The 17874-nt window shown below is 55.8% G+C and carries 17 protein-coding genes; 8 read left to right on the top strand and 9 right to left on the bottom strand.

The features are described 5' to 3' along the window. The first annotated feature begins 51 nt into the window (after positions 1–51). The 3 genes from ubiD (at position 52) to SK47_RS00280 (ending at position 4125) form a co-directional block, all read left to right on the top strand. The gene (gene ubiD / locus SK47_RS00290) at positions 52–1548 is read left to right on the top strand and encodes a 4-hydroxy-3-polyprenylbenzoate decarboxylase (RefSeq protein ID WP_022650184.1); all 1497 of its coding nucleotides are present in this window, start codon (positions 52–54) and stop codon (positions 1546–1548) included. 39 nt (positions 1549–1587) lie between these two features. Beyond that, on the top strand, positions 1588–2289 hold the full coding sequence (gene fre, locus SK47_RS00285) for an NAD(P)H-flavin reductase (protein WP_003860778.1): 702 nt from the start codon (positions 1588–1590) through the stop codon (positions 2287–2289). A 216-nt stretch (positions 2290–2505) separates the two neighbouring features. Continuing rightward, positions 2506–4125, top strand: a complete 1620-nt coding sequence (locus SK47_RS00280; protein WP_048243300.1) for an ABC-F family ATP-binding cassette domain-containing protein — start codon at positions 2506–2508, stop codon at positions 4123–4125. Between the two features lie 38 nt (positions 4126–4163). Here SK47_RS00280 and SK47_RS00275 read toward each other — a convergent pair whose 3' ends face one another. Beyond that, positions 4164–4451 (bottom strand): HTH-type transcriptional regulator, encoded by a 288-nt coding sequence (locus SK47_RS00275; RefSeq protein WP_003860776.1) that lies wholly within the window; start codon positions 4449–4451, stop codon positions 4164–4166. Positions 4452–4781: 330 nt separating this feature from the next. Here SK47_RS00275 and SK47_RS00265 point away from each other — a divergent pair, with 330 nt between their 5' ends. Both SK47_RS00265 and cspA read left to right on the top strand, forming a co-directional pair. Then, positions 4782–5492, top strand: a complete 711-nt coding sequence (locus tag SK47_RS00265; RefSeq protein WP_017383576.1) for a DUF3053 domain-containing protein — start codon at positions 4782–4784, stop codon at positions 5490–5492. A 243-nt stretch (positions 5493–5735) separates the two neighbouring features. Beyond that, on the top strand, positions 5736–5948 hold the full coding sequence (gene cspA / locus SK47_RS00260) for a transcription antiterminator/RNA stability regulator CspE (RefSeq protein WP_003860775.1): 213 nt from the start codon (positions 5736–5738) through the stop codon (positions 5946–5948). Between the two features lie 58 nt (positions 5949–6006). On the opposite strand, the gene ghrB is transcribed toward cspA, so the two are convergent. The 6 genes from ghrB to SK47_RS00230 all read right to left on the bottom strand — a co-directional run bounded on the left by ghrB (position 6007) and on the right by SK47_RS00230 (position 12037). Then, positions 6007–6981, bottom strand: coding sequence for a glyoxylate/hydroxypyruvate reductase GhrB (gene ghrB, locus SK47_RS00255; RefSeq protein ID WP_023315194.1), 975 nt, complete (start codon positions 6979–6981; stop codon positions 6007–6009). A gap of 27 nt (positions 6982–7008) precedes the next feature. Then, positions 7009–8289 (bottom strand): MFS transporter, encoded by a 1281-nt coding sequence (locus tag SK47_RS00250; RefSeq protein ID WP_017694735.1) that lies wholly within the window; start codon positions 8287–8289, stop codon positions 7009–7011. A 117-nt stretch (positions 8290–8406) separates the two neighbouring features. Beyond that, positions 8407–9345 (bottom strand): sugar kinase, encoded by a 939-nt coding sequence (locus SK47_RS00245; RefSeq protein WP_045350332.1) that lies wholly within the window; start codon positions 9343–9345, stop codon positions 8407–8409. A 3-nt stretch (positions 9346–9348) separates the two neighbouring features. Further along, positions 9349–10098 carry a sugar phosphate isomerase/epimerase family protein gene (locus tag SK47_RS00240; RefSeq protein WP_048243298.1) on the bottom strand — a complete coding sequence of 250 codons (750 nt, stop codon included), beginning with the start codon at positions 10096–10098 and terminating at the stop codon, positions 9349–9351. A 102-nt stretch (positions 10099–10200) separates the two neighbouring features. Further along, a complete protein-coding gene (locus SK47_RS00235; protein ID WP_015569988.1) occupies positions 10201–11217 on the bottom strand; it encodes a LacI family DNA-binding transcriptional regulator in 1017 nt (338 codons plus the stop codon). A gap of 157 nt (positions 11218–11374) precedes the next feature. Beyond that, complete coding sequence (locus tag SK47_RS00230) at positions 11375–12037, bottom strand: OmpA family lipoprotein (RefSeq protein ID WP_022650190.1); 663 nt, start codon at positions 12035–12037, stop codon at positions 11375–11377. Between the two features lie 122 nt (positions 12038–12159). On the opposite strand from SK47_RS00230, the gene SK47_RS00225 reads away from it, so the two are divergent. Continuing rightward, entirely contained in the window at positions 12160–14529 is a 2370-nt protein-coding gene (locus SK47_RS00225; RefSeq protein WP_048243295.1) for a molybdopterin guanine dinucleotide-containing S/N-oxide reductase, read from the top strand. Here SK47_RS00225 and SK47_RS00220 read toward each other — a convergent pair. Then, complete coding sequence (locus tag SK47_RS00220; RefSeq protein WP_022650192.1) at positions 14498–14938, bottom strand: N-acetyltransferase; 441 nt, start codon at positions 14936–14938, stop codon at positions 14498–14500. The genes SK47_RS00225 and SK47_RS00220 overlap by 32 nt on opposite strands. Next, the gene (tag, locus tag SK47_RS00215) at positions 14916–15497 is read right to left on the bottom strand and encodes a DNA-3-methyladenine glycosylase I (RefSeq protein ID WP_022650193.1); all 582 of its coding nucleotides are present in this window, start codon (positions 15495–15497) and stop codon (positions 14916–14918) included. Before tag ends, SK47_RS00220 begins: the two co-directional genes overlap by 23 nt. Before the next feature lie 160 nt (positions 15498–15657). Between tag and SK47_RS00210 the strand changes: the two genes are divergently transcribed. Then, positions 15658–16200: a lipase gene (locus tag SK47_RS00210; RefSeq protein WP_022650194.1), complete on the top strand. Its 543-nt coding sequence runs from the start codon at positions 15658–15660 to the stop codon at positions 16198–16200. Between the two features lie 238 nt (positions 16201–16438). Beyond that, a complete protein-coding gene (locus SK47_RS00205; RefSeq protein ID WP_022650195.1) occupies positions 16439–17641 on the top strand; it encodes an L-lactate MFS transporter in 1203 nt (400 codons plus the stop codon). Positions 17642–17874 lie beyond the last annotated feature (233 nt).

Here is a 17874-nt window from a genome sequence, read left to right as displayed (position 1 = left end):
TACAGCATCACGCGGTCTTACGCCGTATAATGAAGCGCTTACAGAGAGGCCATGATTAACTGCATGAAATACCACGATCTACGCGACTTCCTGGCGCTGCTGGAAAAGCAGGGCGAACTCAAACGCATTACGCTTCCTGTTGATCCGTATCTGGAAATGACAGAAATCGCTGACCGCACCCTGCGCGCGGGCGGCCCGGCGTTGCTGTTTGAAAACCCAAAAGGCTACACCATGCCGGTGCTGTGCAACCTGTTTGGCACACCTCGCCGCGTGGCGCTGGGGATGGGGCAGGAAGATGTCACGGCGTTACGTGAAGTGGGCAAACTGCTGGCCTTTCTGAAAGAGCCGGAGCCGCCAAAAGGGTTCCGAGACCTGTTCGACAAACTGCCGCAGTTTAAGCAGGTGTTGAATATGCCCACCAAACGCCTGCGCGGTGCGCCGTGCCAGCAAAAAGTGCTGGAAGGCGATGCGGTGGATCTGACCAAAATTCCCATCATGCAGTGCTGGCCTGAAGATGCCGCACCGCTGATCACCTGGGGCCTCACCGTGACGCGTGGGCCGCATAAAGAGCGTCAAAACCTCGGCATTTACCGCCAGCAGCTGATTGGCAAAAACAAGCTCATCATGCGCTGGTTGTCCCATCGCGGCGGGGCGCTGGATTTCCAGGAGTGGTGCGCGGCCCATCCGGGCGAACGCTTCCCGGTTTCCGTCGCGCTGGGTGCCGATCCGGCAACCATCCTGGGCGCGGTGACGCCTGTTCCTGATACGCTGTCTGAATATGCCTTTGCAGGGCTGCTGCGCGGCACCAAAACCGAAGTGGTGAAGTGCATCTCCAATGACCTGGAAGTACCGGCCAGCGCAGAGATTGTGCTGGAAGGTTACATTGAACAGGGCGAGCTGGCACCCGAAGGGCCGTACGGCGACCACACCGGCTATTACAACGAAGTGGATAACTTTCCGGTGTTCACCGTCACCCACATTACCCAGCGTGAAGATGCCATCTATCACTCCACCTATACCGGCCGTCCACCCGACGAACCGGCGGTACTGGGCGTGGCGCTGAACGAAGTGTTCGTGCCGATCCTGCAAAAGCAGTTCCCGGAAATCGTTGATTTTTATCTGCCGCCGGAAGGGTGTTCGTATCGCCTGGCGGTGGTGACGATGAAGAAGCAGTATGCCGGTCACGCTAAGCGCGTGATGATGGGCGTATGGTCTTTCCTGCGCCAGTTTATGTATACCAAGTTTGTGATTGTCTGCGATGATGACGTCAATGCCCGCGACTGGAATGACGTTATCTGGGCCATCACCACGCGTATGGATCCAGCGCGTGATACGGTGTTAGTGGAAAACACGCCGATTGATTACCTGGATTTTGCCTCGCCGGTTTCCGGACTTGGCTCAAAAATGGGACTGGATGCCACGAACAAATGGCCTGGCGAAACCGACCGTGAATGGGGTCGCCCGATCGAAAAAGATCCTGCCGTGACCGCGCGAATTGACGCGATCTGGGACGAGCTGGCCATAATGAATAACGGTAAGGCAGAATAAGACCGTTTAGCCCTATAGACTTCCCGACAGAGAGAGCGAATGACAACCTTAAGCTGTAAAGTGACGTCGGTAGATGCTATTACCGACACCGTATATCGCGTCCGTTTGGTTCCTGAAGCGGCATTCTCATTCCGTGCCGGTCAGTACCTGATGGTCGTGATGGACGAGCGTGATAAGCGTCCTTTCTCTATGGCCTCAACGCCAGCAGAGAAGGAATTTATTGAGCTGCATATTGGTGCGTCTGAGCTTAACCTGTACGCGATGGCCGTGATGGACCGCATCCTGAAAGAGCGTGAAATCGTGGTCGATATTCCTCATGGCGAGGCCTGGCTGCGTGAAGACGAAGACCGTCCGCTGATCCTGATTGCCGGTGGCACGGGCTTCTCCTATGTCCGCTCTATTCTGCTGACGGCGCTGGCGCGTAATCCAAATCGCGATATCACCATCTACTGGGGCGGCCGTGAAGAGAAGCACCTTTACGATCTGTCTGAGCTGGAGGCGCTGAGCGTAAATCATCCAAACCTGCGCATTGAGCCGGTTGTCGAGCAGCCGGAAGAGGGCTGGCGCGGGCGCAGCGGTACGGTGCTGACTGCGGTATTGCAGGATCACGGGACGCTGGCCGGGCACGATATCTACATTGCCGGTCGCTTTGAAATGGCAAAAATTGCCCGCGACCTGTTCTGCAACGAGCGTGACGCGCGGGAAGATCGTCTGTTTGGCGATGCGTTTGCGTTTATCTGATTGAGAGACCCGCTTCGGCGGGTTTTTTATGCTCGGGCAATAGCCTGGTGAAAATTTAACCTTGAAATGGGCGGCGCATTGCCGTTATTCTTGTTCCCGTTAAATTTCGCCCTCAGGAGCGCCCCCCAAAAATGAACAAACACGACTGATGAATTTCGATCCTTGCTCAACGCATCGCGTCGGCAGGGGATGTTTTGATTTCATTCAGGAGTGCTTATGGCTCATTTTGCGCAGTCCCCCTCTTTTATTTTGCATCAGGTCACCTGTCAGTTTGCGACGGGCGATATCCTTTTTGGTCCACTGAATCTTTCTCTGGATGCGTCAGTGTGCGCGCTGGTTGGCCGCAACGGCAGCGGTAAAACACGCCTTCTCCGGTTGCTGGCAGGAGTTGATGAACCCGCCAGCGGTCATATTGAACGCTTTGGTACACACGTCTACGTGGCGCAGCAGCAGGATATTTCTGCGGATACCACGCTTGCCGAACTGCTTGGTTACGACGCGATCTTTGCGGCGCGCACGCGCATCGACAGCGGTCATTATGAACCCGACGATCTCGACACGCTCGACGGTTATTGGGATCTGGCTGAACGGCTGAGCCAGGCTTTTATCGCTGCAAAACTTCCCCCTTTTGACCCGAGTAAACGCGCGGCAGAGTTGAGCGGCGGCGAGCGCATTCGTGCCTTGCTGTGCAGCGCATTCACCGCGGATGCTGACTACCTGCTGCTGGACGAACCGACCAACCACCTCGACAGGCAAGGCCGCAAGTGGTTCTACGAGCAGCTTTCCAGGTATCAGGGCGGGGTGCTGGTGGCCTCTCACGACCGTGAGTTGCTGGCCCAGGTACCGCGAATCCTTGAACTGAGCGCGTTGGGCTTGCGCAGCTACGGTGGGAATTATGCTGACTATCGAACCCAGCGTGATGCTGAACAGCTGGCTGCCCGCGCCGCGCTGGAGCATGCTGCCACCGAGCGCAAGCGTACCCGCGCCCGTATGCATAAAGAGCATGACGACAGCCTGCGGCGTTCAGCCAAAACGCTTCGCACGGTCGACAGCCTTAACATCGCCTCGTTTGAACGGGTCAAATACAAAGGGGCGGCGAAAGAGCGTATTGGTTCCTGGAAAAAACAGCATAGCGATCAAAACCATGCTTTGAACGCTGCGGTCAACCAGGCACGCGAGCGGGTTGAAGAGGATAATGCGGTGATGTTTACCCTGCCGGGCAGTGAAATCCCGGAAGGGAAACAGGTGCTGGTGCTGGAAGAACTGGTGCTTCCGCACGTGCCTGTCCCACCGATAAACTGGCGAATGGATGGCCCGATGCGCGTGGCGCTACGCGGGCCGAACGGCTGTGGAAAATCCACGCTGTTGAAAGTGATGTTGGGCGAAACCGCCCCTGTTACGGGAATCTGTAAGGTCTCTGTCAGGTGTGCTTATCTCGATCAGCATCTTTCCCGGCTGGATCTGTCGCAGTCGGTGATGACTCACCTTAGCCTGGGCAATACGCCGCTCGAAGAGGGGGCGCTGCGTACCCGTTTAGCGCAGCTTCAATTGGGCGCAGAGAAAGTGACACTACCACTGGCCGAACTGAGTGGCGGCGAGCGCCTGAAGGCCGCGCTGGCCTGCGTATTGTGGCGTGAAGCGGCAACGCAGCTGTTGCTTCTGGATGAGCCGACCAACCATCTTGATCTGGCCTCTGTTCAGGCCATTGAAGCGGCCTTAGCCGATTACCCCGGCGCGCTGCTGGTGGTGTCGCACGATGAAGCTTTTCTGGCAGGGCTGAAGCTGACGCATGAACTGGTGTGGGAAGAGACGGGATGGCAATGTGAAAGCCTGTAAACACAAGCCCCCGCAAGGGCGGGGGCAAACAAACTTTATCAGGCTAACTGCTTGCGAAGGTCAGGGTTTGCCTGGATCAGGCGCATCAGCTTTAGCTCGGCTGGGGTAGGTTTTTCACGTTTTGACTCCCACTCCAGCACCATTGCTACGCTGACACCCATCGCTCTTGCGAATTCATCTGTTTTCAGGCCCGATCCTTTGCGTAAACGCTCAAATTCACTAAAAGGATTGGACTTTTGATTCAGGGTAACCGTCGGCGGTACATCTTTAAAAATAATCTGTTCCAGGCTGCTCAGCAGCTCAAACTCAGGATCTTTTAATTCCATTGAGAACTCCTCATAAATCACACATCGGGATCATGAACATCAGAGAGCCTGTTAAGAATAGTCCCTAAACCAGACACAGGATCGTCACGGCTGTGATTAATTGTGCGATAACGATCGCTTTACACGTTTCAGCTATATGGATAGTTATGCTAATTACCTGATTAGTCATATGTAGGGATTCACAGGTATTTTTTTGTAAATAGTCAGTACAAAAACGGGAATACCCGTTTTGCATGAAAACTCTATCTTGCAAGGCTGACCTGGACTATCCTTGTCAGCGTTGGGCACGCGTGTGCCGGTGTGCGCTTTTTGGGTGAAAGGAGTAATAAAATGGCGACAGGAAAGTCCTGCTCTCGCTGGTTTGCGCCTATTGCGGCGTTATTGATGGTTGTTAGCCTGAGTGGGTGTTTCGATAAAGAAGGCGATCAGCGCAAAGCGTTTATCGATTTTCTACAGAATACAGTGATGCGTAGCGGCGAGCGTTTACCAACGCTGACTGCGGATCAGAAAAAACAGTTTGGTCCATTCGTGTCGGATTACGCCATTCTGTATGGCTATTCTCAGCAGGTAAGCCAGGCGATGGATTCCGGTATTCGCCCGGTAGTGGATAGCGTGAATGCCATCCGTGTTCCACAGGATTATATGACCCAGCGCGAACCGCTACGCCAGTCAAATGGCGCGCTTGGGGTACTGAGCCAGCAGCTGCAAAATGCCAAAATGCAGGCTGATGCGTCGCGTTCCGCGTTGAAGCAGGGCGAGGATCTTAAACCGGTCTATGACCAGGTGTATGAGAAAGTCGTGACCAAGCCGTCAAACGCTTTGCAACCGCTGATCCCGGCGGCGCAGGTCTTTACTCAGCAGTTGGTCCAGGTGGGTGACTTTATTAGTGAACAAGGTACGCAGGTGAGCTTTGTCTCTAACGGTATCCAGTTCCCGACCTCCCAGCAGGCGAGCCAGTATAACGCGCTGATCGGTCCGCTCGCGTCCCAGCATCAGGCCTTTAGCCAGGCCTGGAGCGCAGCGGTCGCTGCTACGGAATAAGAAAAACCCCCGCTTCGGCGGGGTTTTTTTATGCTTGATGAAAATAACGCTTGTCATTCATCTACCACATCGGTATAACTATGTTCGTCGGTTTGTTACACAGACCTAAAGCAGTTTAGTAAAGCAGTCCAGATTGTTATCCATAGATACCCTTCGTAGTGACCCTTCCTTCATCGCTTAAAAATCTGTAACGCAATCCATCAAGCCGGAAGGCACAATATATTTGTTAATAAGGTAATTTCTATGTCTGCTAAAATGACTGGTCTGGTAAAATGGTTCAACGCTGATAAAGGTTTCGGCTTCATCACTCCTGACGATGGCTCTAAAGACGTGTTCGTACACTTCTCTGCTATCCAGAACGATGGCTACAAATCTCTGGATGAAGGTCAGAAAGTTTCCTTCACCATCGAAAGCGGCGCTAAAGGCCCAGCAGCTGGTAACGTTGTAAGCCTGTAAGCTTCCAGCCCAGTAGCACTAAATTCAAAAACCCGCCTTCTGGCGGGTTTTTTCGTTTCTACTGTTGTATCTGCGGGTTAACGCAGTTCTTATCCACTTTACCGCCGAGCGCGGCAATCAGGTTATCCACGGCGGTCGCCGCCATGTTGTAGCGTGTTTCATGAGTTGCAGAGCCGATGTGAGGCAGGGCGACGACGTTCGGCATGGTCAGTAGCGGAGAATCCACCGGCAGCGGCTCTTGTTCAAACACGTCCAGACCAGCGGCGTGGATCTCACCGTTTTGCAGTGCCTCAATCAGCGCCTTCTCATCGACCACCGGACCACGACCCGCGTTGATGAAAATGGCCGATTTCTTCATCTTTTCAAACGCCGCTTTGCCGATGAGATGACGCGTTTCATCCGTCAGCGGCAGGATCAGGCAGACAAAGTCGGCTTCCCGCAACAGCGTATCAAGCTCGCAATAAAGGGCGTTGAAACGTTCTTCAGCTTCACTGTGGTGACGGCGCGCGTTATACAGAATGGGCATGTTGAAGCCAAAATGCGCGCGCTGTGCCAGCGCCAGACCGATACGGCCCATCCCAACAATCCCCAGCGTTTTGCCATGAACGTCCACGCCGAACCAGTCCGGGCCAATGCTTTTGGTCCATTCGCCCGCTTTCACGCGCTCGGCCACTTCCACTACACGACGGGCGGTGCTAAGCACCAGCGCCATCAGCGTGTCGGCGACGGTCTCCGTCAGGGCATGGGGCGTGTGCATCAGCAGGATGTTGCGCGCGTTTAGCGCATCCACGTCGAAATTGTCGTATCCCACCGAAACGGTTGAGGTAGCACGAAGCTTCGGCATTTTCTCCAGCAGCGCTGCATCCACCTTTTCGCTCGAACCCAGCAGGCCCTCGGCGCTGGCAAACGCGTCGGCGTGCTGTGCCACGGTTTCCGGGCTGAGGTTCTTTACCCGGGTAACGGTAAAGTGTTCCTCCAGGCGTTTTTGCAGATCTTCAGGCAGTGCTTTGTACAAAATGACGGACGGCTTCATGCTAATCTCCGTTGATTTTAAAAGGATTCAGGCGTGGCGTGCGCCGACGGGTAGCTGTTGATTATTAGCAGGCTTAACAATCAGAGTAAGCCATACCGAGGCAAAAAGCGCCACCCCCATAAAGATGTAAGAGGCCGACGGGCTGCCGGTGGCACCGTTAAGATAGCCCACAAACCACGAGCCAAAGAACGAACCCAGCGCACCCATACTGTTGATCAACGCCATCGCGCCCCCTGCGACGTTACGCGGCAGCATTTCCGGGATGATGGCAAAGAACGGACCATACGGGGCATACATGGCCGCACCCGCAATCACCAGCAGAGTGTACGAGACCCAGAAGTGGTTCGCGCCTACGGCCCAGGAGCCAATGAAGGCAAAAGCAGCGATCAGCAGCAGTGGCCAGACGAACAGCTTACGGTTTTGCAGCTTGTCCGATGCCCAGGAGACGATAATCATCGCGATGGTCGCAGCCAGGTAAGGCACCGATGACAGCCAGCCCACTTCCACCATGCCAAGGTTTTCACCGCCGCTGCGGATAATCGACGGCAGCCACAGCACAAAACCGTACACGCCAATACTCCAGGTAAAATACTGTGCACACAGCAGAATAACGTTCCGGGAGCGGAAGGCTTCGCCGTAGTTACGCACCGCTTTAAGCCCCTGCTGCTCTTTATCCAGCTGCGCCTGGAGTGCGGCTTTTTCGTCTTCAGAAAGCCATTTCGCCTGGGCTGGCTTATCTTTCACCAACACCCACCAGCAGAAGGCCCAGATAATCGCGGGAACCCCTTCGATGATGAACATCTCGCGCCAGCCGAAGGACTGGATCAGATAGCCGGAAACCACCGACATCCACAGCACGGTGACCGGGTTACCGAGTATCAGGAACGTATTAGCACGTGAACGCTCAGATTTTGTGAACCAGTTGCTGATGTAAATCAGCATTGCTGGCATGACGGCCGCCTCAACCACGCCGAGAATAAAGCGAATAGCCGCCAGAGCAGGAATGTTATTCACCACGCCAGTAAGCGACGCACAGGCACCCCATAAGATCAGGCAGATGAAAATGAGCTTTCGCACGCTGCGGCGTTCAGCGTAAATCGCGCCGGGGATCTGGAAGAAGAAATAACCCAGGAAGAAGAGGGCGCCCAGCAGGGACGAGACCCCTTTGGTGATCCCGAGGTCTTCGTTGATCCCGGCGGCGGATGCGAAACTGAAGTTGGCACGATCCAGGTACGCCAGGCTGTACGTGATAAACACGATTGGCATGATGTACCACCAGCGTTTTACTGCATTGGTCGAACTGTTCATAGGCTTGCCTCTGTTGTTGAGGTTGTTGCCGCCGTTGTCTGTAGGGTACACGGTGGCTTAATTATCTGGTGCGGATTGCTGCCCTCACCCTGGTCCTCTCTTACGGGGAGAGGGAATTTAGACGCCGAGCTCTGCTCGTGTTGGTAATCCTTCGCTGTCGCCCTGCACCTGAATCGCCAGCGAACCAATTGTGTTGCCTCGCGCCACGGCCTGCGACAGCGGTTTGCCCTCCAGCAGGGCGCTGATGACCCCGACGGCAAACCCATCGCCCGCGCCCACGGTATCGACCACGTTGTCGACTTTTACCGCAGCGACAGCGCCTTGCTCACCGTCGGCAGTTTTAAACCATGCGCCGTCGGCACCGGTTTTCAGCACCACGGCTTTTACCCCTCTGTTGAGGTAAAAATCAGCAATGCCTTCGGGCGTGCTTTCGCCAGTGAGGATCATTCCCTCTTTTATGCCCGGCAGAACCCAGTCCGCCTGAAACGCCAGTCGGTTGAGTTTCTCAGCCATCTCCGCTTCGCTTTTCCACAGCACCGGGCGCAGATTCGGATCAAAGGAGATGGTTTTGCCCTGCGCTTTCATTGCCGAAGCCGCGTGATCGAGTAAATCGTACGAGCTGGCCGAGAGCGCCGCCGCCACGCCGCTCAGGTGCAGGTGGCGCGCGGAGGAGAAATACGCGGCGTGATAATCATCCACGGAGAGATGGCTTGCCGCTGAGCCTTTGCGGAAATACTCCACGATGGGATCGGTTCCATTTTCAACTTTAGATTTCAGCTGAAAGCCCGTCGGGAAGCGTCCGTCAAGGGTGACGCCTGCGGCATCAATGCCCTCTTTTTTCAGCGAGTCGAGAACGAAATGGCCAAAGCTGTCATTGCCCACGCGGCTCACCCAGCCGACATTCAGCCCCAGCCGCGCAAGGCCGGTAGCGACATTCAGCTCGGCGCCTGCCACGCGTTTGATAAAGTGCTCCACTGCGCTCAGCTCGCCCGTTTCGGTGGCGACAAACATCGCCATGGCCTCGCCGATAGTGATAACGTCCAGCGTCTTGTGCATGGTTTACTCCTCGCGCAGCAGGTTGACGTAATGGCGGGTGACGGCGGTGAGATCCGTCCCTTCGAGCGGAAATTCGATACCGCGCGGCGCGTCGGCAGGCAGTTGATTAAGCAGATCCCGCCAGCGAGAATCGGTCTGATCCGGCGCGACGGCGCGGAACTGCGCCTTATGCGGGACTGCGGCCTTGACATGAATATAGCTCACGGCGGGAGCCAGCTGACGTGCAGCCTCTTCCGGGGAGTCGCCAACCCACAGCCAGTTGCCCATATCGAACGTCAGTGTGACCGGCAGCGCCATTACCCGGCAGGCGGCTTTGAAGCGCTGCATCGGCGCGAGCTGCCCGCAGTCGGTCTGGTCGTTTTCCACCACCAGCGTCATGCCGCTTTCATCCAGCAGTGCGCGCAGGGCTTCAAGCGGTTGTTTGTCGCTGAAATGACCCAGCGAGACTTTAAGCCACAGCGCGTTCAGTGCGCTGGCTTCGCTAAGGTAGCGCGGAAGATCCGGGTTGAGGGTTCCATCGGGCATAAGCAGGGGGGCCGGGGCGGAGTAGCACGCCAGTAAACCCAGCAGTTCAATGGACTCGCCCAGCGCAGGCAGGGCCATTAACTCGTCGTTGCTGAAGAGCTCTCGGCGGATTTCAACGCCATCAGCTCCTGCGCCGGCAATCACGGGAAGCATTGCCCGTTGACCGCCTGCCTGTCGCACCTGATCCGCACCATACGCGGCGGTGACCACCATAATTTTCCTGCTCATTTCCTGACTCCAGAGCGTAATCGATAGTATTACGCTAGATGGAACCGGTTCCAAAGAAAAGATCGGGATGCTGAATTTATGATCGCTGTCACGAAGGGGAAATTAACGGGCAGTAGAGCCGCGAACGATCAGCTCGCCAGAAAAAACCTGCTCGCGTACGGCGTCGCGGGTGCCTTCAATGCGGCGAACCACTTGTTCAACCGCGGCATAGCCGATCTGCCAGGTGGGTTGTTTGAGGGTGGTAATGCCTACGCCAGCAAGTTCAGCCCACTCCAGTTCATCAAAGCCGAGCAAGCCGATGTCGCTGCCCCAGTGCAGGCCAATGCGTTTAAGCGAGCGGGCAACCTGAAGCGTCAGCGCCCCGTTAGCGGAGATCACCGCCTTACGCATTCCCCGATGGCGGGTATGGAACTGGCGCAGGGTATTATCCAGCTGTCCGGCTTCATGGAGGGGGATTTCAGCATTTTCGGCGATCACACCGGGATAACGCGCCAGCGTGGCGCGAAATGCAGCCAGGCGGTCGCGGCGGGTGTTAACCATACCCAGCGGTTCGCTCAGGAACAGAATGGCTTCGAAACCCTGTTCAATCAGGTGCTCGGTGGCAGTGGTGGCCGCCTGGGTGTTATCCAGTCCGACCACATCGCAGGCAAATTCCGGGATTTTGCGGTCAATAAGCACCATCGGGAGAGACGATTGTTGCAGACGATTTAGCCCCTCTTCGCGCATCCCGACGGCATTGACCACGATCCCTTCCACCTGATAGCTGCGCAGCAGATCGAGGTAATGCAACTCCTGATCAACTTCGTTATTGGTGTTACAGACCAGCGGGGTAAAGCCTTTTTCCCGGCACGCCGCTTCGATGCCGCTGAGTACGTTAACGGAGTAGGGGTTAGTGATATCGGCGATGATAAGCCCAATCAGGCGGGTGCGACCCCGCTTGAGGCCGCGCGCCATCAGGCTGGGACGGTAGTCGAGATCGGCAATGGCTTGTTCGATCCGCGCCAGCAGCGCATCGGACAGCAGGTGTTTCTCGCCGTTGAGGTAGCGTGAAATGCTGGTTTTACCGGTTTTGGCGGCTTTCGCCACGTCGCTGATGGTGGCCCGGGTTGGTTTGATCATCGCTGATTTCCCTGAATTTAGTGAGAATACCTTAGCGGGAAAATCTGGCGAATCAAGCAATTTGCCGGGTGGCGGTCTGATGCCCTCACCCCAACCCTCTCCTACAGGAGAGGGCGCAAATACTAAAACGGCAACGGGGTTGCCGTTTTGCTTTTACCTACTGCACAGGACTCAACGTAATTTCAACGCGGCGGTTCTGCGCTTTGCCTTCCGCCGTGCTGTTGCTGGCGATCGGGTTAGCCGGACCCATGCCGCTGGTGCGGATGCGGTTCGCTTCTACGCCCTGGGTGATCAGCGAGCTGGCCACGGAATCGGCGCGCTGCTGCGACAGACGCATGTTCAGATCCTGGCTGCCGGTGCTGTCGGTGTAACCAATCACGTTCACGGCAGTTTTATTGTACTCTTTCAGCACTGCGGCCACGCCGGTCAGGGTGTTCGCGCCTGCGGGTTTCAGCGTCGCGCTGCTGCTGTCAAAGGTCACGTTGTTTGGCATGTTCAGGATGATGTTGTCACCGCTGCGCGTCACGCTCACGCCCGTACCTTTCATTTTGTCACGCAGTTTTGCTTCCTGCACGTCCATGTAATAACCCACGCCGCCGCCCAGGGCTGCGCCTGCCGCTGCGCCAATCAGCGCACCTTTGCCGCGATCTTTCTTGGAGGAGGAGAGTACGCCAACGCCAGCGCCTACCAGGGAACCAATACCCGCGCCAATGCCGGATTTGCCCGCTTCGCGTTCACCGGTGTAAGGGTTGGTTGTGCAGCCTGAAACAGCCAGTGCGCCGCTCACCAGAGCGGCAATAACGAGTACGCGTTTTTTCATCTTATTTCCTTAATCCTTTTTATTCTTTGCCACGACGGACGTGGCAGTGGATTATGACGTCCGGATACGGAGAAAATTCAGTGTATAACTCTGAAATTTGTCACAAACGATAAATTGCCTCAATGAAAGGCCGAAACACCTGCACGCAACCAGGAGCGCACGCTTTGAGCACCTCAACAAAAACCATTCTGACCGCCGCCCACTGGGGGCCGATGCTGGTCGAAACCGATGGCGACACTGTGCTGTCGTCTCGCGGGGCTTTGCCTTCGCGCCATCTCAACTCTTTACAGACCGTCGTTCGCGATCAGGTACACAGCAAGACCCGCGTCCGCTGGCCGATGGTGCGTAAAGGCTTTCTGGCGTCACCGGATAAACCGCAGGGTATTCGCGGGCAGGATGAGTTCGTGCGCGTGAGCTGGGACGATGCGCTGGCGCTGATCCATACGCAGCATAAACGCATCCGCGACAGCTATGGCCCGTCGTCCATTTTTGCCGGCTCCTATGGCTGGCGCTCAAACGGCGTGCTGCATAAGGCTGCAACCCTGCTGCAACGCTATATGAGCCTGACCGGAGGATATACCGGCCATCTGGGCGATTACTCGACCGGCGCGGCGCAGGCAATCATGCCGTATGTCGTGGGCGGGAATGAGGTTTATCAACAGCAGACCAGCTGGCCGCTGGTGCTGGAGCATACAGAGGTGGTGGTGCTGTGGAGCGCCAACCCGCTCAATACCCTGAAAATTGCCTGGAATGCGTCCGACGAGCAGGGCGTTTCCTACTTCGATGCGCTGCGCAAAAGCGGCAAGCGCATCATCTGTATCGATCCGATGCGCTCTGAAACCCTGGATTTCTTCGGCGACAGCGCCGAGTGGATCGCGCCGCATATGGGCACCGACGTGGCGATGATGCTGGGCATCGCCCACACCCTGGTGGAGAACGGCTGGCACGACACGGAATTTCTGGCGCGTTGTACCACGGGGTTCGATAAATTTGCCGACTATCTGACGGGACAAAGCGACGGTATTGCCAAAACCGCAGAGTGGGCCGCGGCGATTTGCGGCGTTAATGCCGTTAAAATCCGCGAACTGGCGGCGTTATTCCATAGCCATGTCACAATGTTCATGTCCGGCTGGGGGATGCAGCGCCAGCAGTTTGGCGAGCAAAAGCACTGGATGTTGGTGACGCTCGCCGCGATGCTTGGGCAGATTGGCACACCCGGCGGCGGTTTTGGCCTTTCCTATCACTTTGCCAACGGCGGCAACCCGACGCGTAAAGCCGCGGTGCTGGCGTCCATGCAGGGCTCGGTGCAGGGTGGCGTGGACGCTGTGGATAAAATTCCGGTGGCACGCATTGTTGAAGCCCTGGAGAACCCCGGCGGGTTTTATCAGCACAACGGTCAGGATCGCCATTTCCCGGATATTAAGTTTATCTGGTGGGCGGGTGGGGCCAACTTCACCCATCACCAGGATACCAACCGCCTAATCCGCGCCTGGCAGAAACCGGAGCTGGTGGTGATCTCGGAGTGCTTCTGGACTGCGTCAGCGAAACATGCCGATATCGTTTTGCCTGCCACGACCTCGTTCGAGCGTAACGATCTCACCATGACGGGGGATTACAGCAACCAGCATATGGTGCCGATGAAGCGCGTCGTGGCTCCCCGGGATGAAGCGCGGGATGATTTCGACGTCTTTGCCGACCTGAGTGAAATGTGGGAAGCGGGCGGGCGGGAGCGTTTCACCGAGGGCAAAACGGATCTGCAATGGCTGGAAACATTTTACCAGATTGCCAGCCAGCGCGGGGCTGCGCAGGGCGTGTCCCTGCCGCCATTTGCTGAGTTCTGGGAGGCGAATCAACTCTTCGAAATGCCAGAAAGCGAGCAGAACGCGCGGTTTGTGCGCTTTGCTGACTTCCGTCGCGATCCGGAGAATCACCCGTTAAAAACCGAAAGCGGGAAGATTGTGATCTACAGCGAACGCATCGCCAGCTTTGGCTACGCGGACTGTCCGCCGCATCCGGCGTGGCTGGAGCCGGACGAATGGCATGGCAATGCGCAGCCGGGGCAGCTTCAGCTGCTGTCTGCCCATCCTGCCCATCGTCTGCACAGCCAGCTCAACTATTCGGCTCTGCGCGAGCAGTATGCGGTGGCGGGTCGTGAGCCGATCGCGCTGAATAGCGACGATGCAAAGGCGCGGGGGATTAACGACGGCGATCTCGTTCGGGTCTGGAACGCGCGCGGGCAGGTGCTGGCAGGCGCCGTGGTGAGTGACGGGATCCGCCCTGGCGTTTTCTGCATTCATCAGGGCGCATGGCCGGATCTGGCGCTGGACGAGGGCGGTATTTGTAAGAACGGCGCCGTAAACGTGCTGACCAAAGATCTCCCCAGCTCGAAGCTGGGGAATGGCTGCGCGGGGAATACGGCGCTGGCATGGGTGGAGAAATATGAGGGGCCGGCGCTTACCCTTACGGCGTTTGATCCGCCTGCCAGCTCATGATCCACGTCGGGTGTTGGGTATCATCCTGCCAGGCGCTGTCTTCGATGCGAAAACCCTGAGCATGATAGAAATTCACCGCCCGCACGTTTTTCTGGTACACCTCCAGGGTTAAATACGGGTAGTGCTGCTGTACGTGGTTCAGCAGCGCACGCCCAATCCCCTTTCCGATGAACGCCGGGGCGACAAACAGCGCCCCCACGAACTGGAACTGCATGACGCTGATAAAACCGCACAGGGTACCGTTTTCTTCCCAGACCCAGGTCTCGGCGGCGGGAAGGTATTCATCCCGCACTACCGCTTCATTCGCTTGCCAGTAACTTGCGTCGATAAACGGATGCGCCTCGGTGGTGCTCTCCAGCCACAGACTCAAAAGCGGCGCGGTGTTCTCACTTTGCCATTTGCGGATCATGGTGGCCCTCCGGATGGCAGAAGCAGCCCGTAATGTGGTCATTGACCAGCCCGCAGGCCTGCATAAAGGAGTAACAGATGGTGGTGCCCACAAACTTAAAGCCGCGTTTTTTCAGCGCTTTCGACAGGGCATCTGAGGCGGGGGTCGACGTTGGGATCTCTGCAAGCGTGGCGGCCTGCGTCACCTTCGGCTCGTTATCCACAAACGACCAGACAAATGCTGAAAAGGGTTCGCCATTTTGCTCCATCGCCAGATAAGCACGCGCGTTACCAATAATGGCCTGAATTTTACCGCGATGGCGGATGATACCGGTATCCAGAACCAGCTTTTGTACGTCGTCGTCGGTCATGGCGGCAACCGCAGCCGGATCGAACTGGTGGAAGGCTTTGCGATAGTTCTCACGCTTTTTCAGAACGGTGATCCACGACAGCCCGGCCTGCTGGCCTTCAAGGCAAATCATTTCAAATAGTTTTTTACCGTCGGTTTCCGGTACGCCCCATTCCTTGTCGTGATAATCGATATAAAGCTGATCCTGGCTTACCCAGCCGCAACGTTGCATAGGTCATCTCCCTTCCTGATACGGTAAACGCAAAAATTTCAATCTGCCCGGCTTGACGTGTCTGCTAAAGAGACAATAGTTAATACAGGGCTATACGCCCTAATACCTCTTCGAACAATGACATATATCGCCGAACTCGGCTCTTTCTGGAGTCGCTTTGATGATGATAAAAAAAATCAGTGGTCGCCATGCTGCTTCTGGCCTGGTGGGTGTTTCAGTCTGCCTGCTTTTTTGTCACACCGCTTTTGCGTGGCAACAGGAATATATCGTTTCAGATGCACAAAGTAATACGACGGAACGTTATACATGGGACGCCGATCACCAACCTCGTTATGAAGATATTCTCGCGGAGCGTATTAACCGCACGCAGAATGCTACGGGGTTTACCCTGAACGATCCCTCCGGTTCGGATGCGGAAACCGTTCTGAGCGTTGGCTGGAATTTTCCCGTGGCGGGACATTTCACCACCGGGCCCGTCATGGCGTGGCGCACTGATGGCGCCCCCCCTGTAACGGTGAATGCGTTTGAGGATACAACCACCACGCAGTCGCTTACCGATCCCCTCTGGCATGCCAGCGTGAACTCATTGGGTTGGCGTGTTGATACGCAGTATGGTGATTTACACCCCTGGGCGAAGATCAGCTATAACCAGCAAACTGAAGAAGAATATTTATATACGCTGGGATTGAGCGCCAAATTTTAAGGGTTGTTATTTTTTTAAACGATACGATAACATATTTAATACAATTATGACGGGGTCTGGAGCGATAGTGCCCACTAACAGAACAGCGCTTCATTCCCCGGCAAGGTCATTCATTCCAGATCCCAGGCATTTCATTCCTTCTCTCCTGCATTTCATTCCGTTTTTCCCCAACGCTATAAAGGTTTTGTTTATCGTTGTCCTCAGCGAATTTCCATAATTTATCTTGCAGGACACTGCCATGAACACATCAACTTATAACCGCACGCGTTGGCTGACGCTATTCGGCACCATCGTTACCCAGTTCGCACTGGGATCGGTCTATACCTGGAGCCTGTTTAACAGCGCCCTGTCCGATAAGCTCGGCGCGCCGATAAGCCAGGTGGCATTCTCCTTCGGCTTGCTGAGTCTTGGGTTAGCAATTTCCTCTTCCGTGGCGGGCAAACTTCAGGAACGTTTCGGCGTGAAGCGTGTAACCATGGCCTCCGGGATCTTGCTGGGCTTGGGATTCTTCCTGACGGCATATTCTAACAACCTGATGATGCTGTGGCTGAGCGCCGGGGTGCTGGTGGGGCTGGCGGACGGCGCAGGTTATCTGCTGACGCTGTCTAACTGCGTGAAGTGGTTCCCGGAGCGTAAAGGGCTTATCTCCGCATTTGCCATTGGTTCATATGGCCTGGGCAGCCTCGGCTTCAAATTCATCGATGCGCATCTGCTGGCCTCGGTTGGGCTTGAGAAAACCTTTATGATCTGGGGCGTGATTGTGCTGGTAATGATCCTCTTCGGCGCCACGCTGATGAAAGATGCGCCGCAGCAGGAAGTGAAAACCGTTAACGGCGTGGTGGAGAACGATTTCACCCTCGCTCAGTCCATGCGTAAGCCGCAGTACTGGATGCTGGCGGTGATGTTCCTGACGGCCTGCATGAGCGGTCTGTATGTCATCGGTGTGGCGAAAGATATCGCGCAGGGAATGGTAAAACTGGACGCGGCGACGGCGGCGAACGCCGTAACGGTCATCTCTATCGCTAACCTCTCGGGTCGTCTGGTACTGGGTATCTTGTCTGACAAAATCGCCCGGATCCGCGTGATTACGCTGGGGCAGGTGATCTCCCTGGTGGGTATGGCAGCACTGCTGTTCGCTCCGCTGAACGAGGCGACATTCTTTGCGGCGATAGCCTGCGTAGCCTTTAACTTTGGCGGCACTATTACCGTCTTCCCGTCGCTGGTGAGCGAGTTCTTCGGCCTGAACAACCTGGCGAAAAACTACGGCGTGATTTATCTCGGCTTCGGTATCGGCAGTATTTGCGGTTCACTGATTGCCTCGCTGTTTGGTGGCTTCTACGTGACATTCTGCGTGATATTTGCCTTGCTGATTATTTCGCTGGCGCTGTCCACCACGATTCGTCAGCCGCAGCGCGAGGTATATAAAGAAGCGCATGCATGATTCGATAAAAAGGGGCCGCAGGGCCTCTTTTATTTATTTCTAAATCGCTTCCGGACTTGCTATTTTGTAAAAATCTTCATCGATTCACATTCTCTGCTGCCACTTTTCTTTCCTGCTGTGGTCTACTTATCGCGCTTGTAGACGTTTCTGATAACGGTTTCTCTCGCATCTACTTACTCTGTCAGCTTTCTCACTGAGATTCGGCGGGTCTTTATACCCCTTCCCCCAGGGTT

Source organism: Enterobacter sp. BWH52 (genome assembly GCF_001037565.1).
In the GTDB taxonomy this organism is placed as follows: domain Bacteria; phylum Pseudomonadota; class Gammaproteobacteria; order Enterobacterales; family Enterobacteriaceae; genus Enterobacter; species Enterobacter hormaechei_C.
Note: the sequence above shows the minus strand (reverse complement) of the source record. Positions and strands in the feature narration are given on the sequence as shown.

What these genes read in the sequence shown, in the direction of transcription:
- ubiD (WP_022650184.1), top strand. Translation starts at nt 52, where the DNA reads ATGATTAACTGCATGAAATACCACGATCTACGCGACTTCCTGGCGCTG.
- fre (WP_003860778.1), top strand. Translation starts at nt 1,588, where the DNA reads ATGACAACCTTAAGCTGTAAAGTGACGTCGGTAGATGCTATTACCGAC.
- SK47_RS00280 (WP_048243300.1), top strand. Translation starts at nt 2,506, where the DNA reads ATGGCTCATTTTGCGCAGTCCCCCTCTTTTATTTTGCATCAGGTCACC.
- SK47_RS00275 (WP_003860776.1), bottom strand. Translation starts at nt 4,451, where the DNA reads ATGGAATTAAAAGATCCTGAGTTTGAGCTGCTGAGCAGCCTGGAACAG.
- SK47_RS00265 (WP_017383576.1), top strand. Translation starts at nt 4,782, where the DNA reads ATGGCGACAGGAAAGTCCTGCTCTCGCTGGTTTGCGCCTATTGCGGCG.
- cspA (WP_003860775.1), top strand. Translation starts at nt 5,736, where the DNA reads ATGTCTGCTAAAATGACTGGTCTGGTAAAATGGTTCAACGCTGATAAA.
- ghrB (WP_023315194.1), bottom strand. Translation starts at nt 6,981, where the DNA reads ATGAAGCCGTCCGTCATTTTGTACAAAGCACTGCCTGAAGATCTGCAA.
- SK47_RS00250 (WP_017694735.1), bottom strand. Translation starts at nt 8,289, where the DNA reads ATGAACAGTTCGACCAATGCAGTAAAACGCTGGTGGTACATCATGCCA.
- SK47_RS00245 (WP_045350332.1), bottom strand. Translation starts at nt 9,345, where the DNA reads ATGCACAAGACGCTGGACGTTATCACTATCGGCGAGGCCATGGCGATG.
- SK47_RS00240 (WP_048243298.1), bottom strand. Translation starts at nt 10,098, where the DNA reads ATGAGCAGGAAAATTATGGTGGTCACCGCCGCGTATGGTGCGGATCAG.
- SK47_RS00235 (WP_015569988.1), bottom strand. Translation starts at nt 11,217, where the DNA reads ATGATCAAACCAACCCGGGCCACCATCAGCGACGTGGCGAAAGCCGCC.
- SK47_RS00230 (WP_022650190.1), bottom strand. Translation starts at nt 12,037, where the DNA reads ATGAAAAAACGCGTACTCGTTATTGCCGCTCTGGTGAGCGGCGCACTG.
- SK47_RS00225 (WP_048243295.1), top strand. Translation starts at nt 12,160, where the DNA reads ATGAAAGGCCGAAACACCTGCACGCAACCAGGAGCGCACGCTTTGAGC.
- SK47_RS00220 (WP_022650192.1), bottom strand. Translation starts at nt 14,938, where the DNA reads ATGATCCGCAAATGGCAAAGTGAGAACACCGCGCCGCTTTTGAGTCTG.
- tag (WP_022650193.1), bottom strand. Translation starts at nt 15,497, where the DNA reads ATGCAACGTTGCGGCTGGGTAAGCCAGGATCAGCTTTATATCGATTAT.
- SK47_RS00210 (WP_022650194.1), top strand. Translation starts at nt 15,658, where the DNA reads ATGATGATAAAAAAAATCAGTGGTCGCCATGCTGCTTCTGGCCTGGTG.
- SK47_RS00205 (WP_022650195.1), top strand. Translation starts at nt 16,439, where the DNA reads ATGAACACATCAACTTATAACCGCACGCGTTGGCTGACGCTATTCGGC.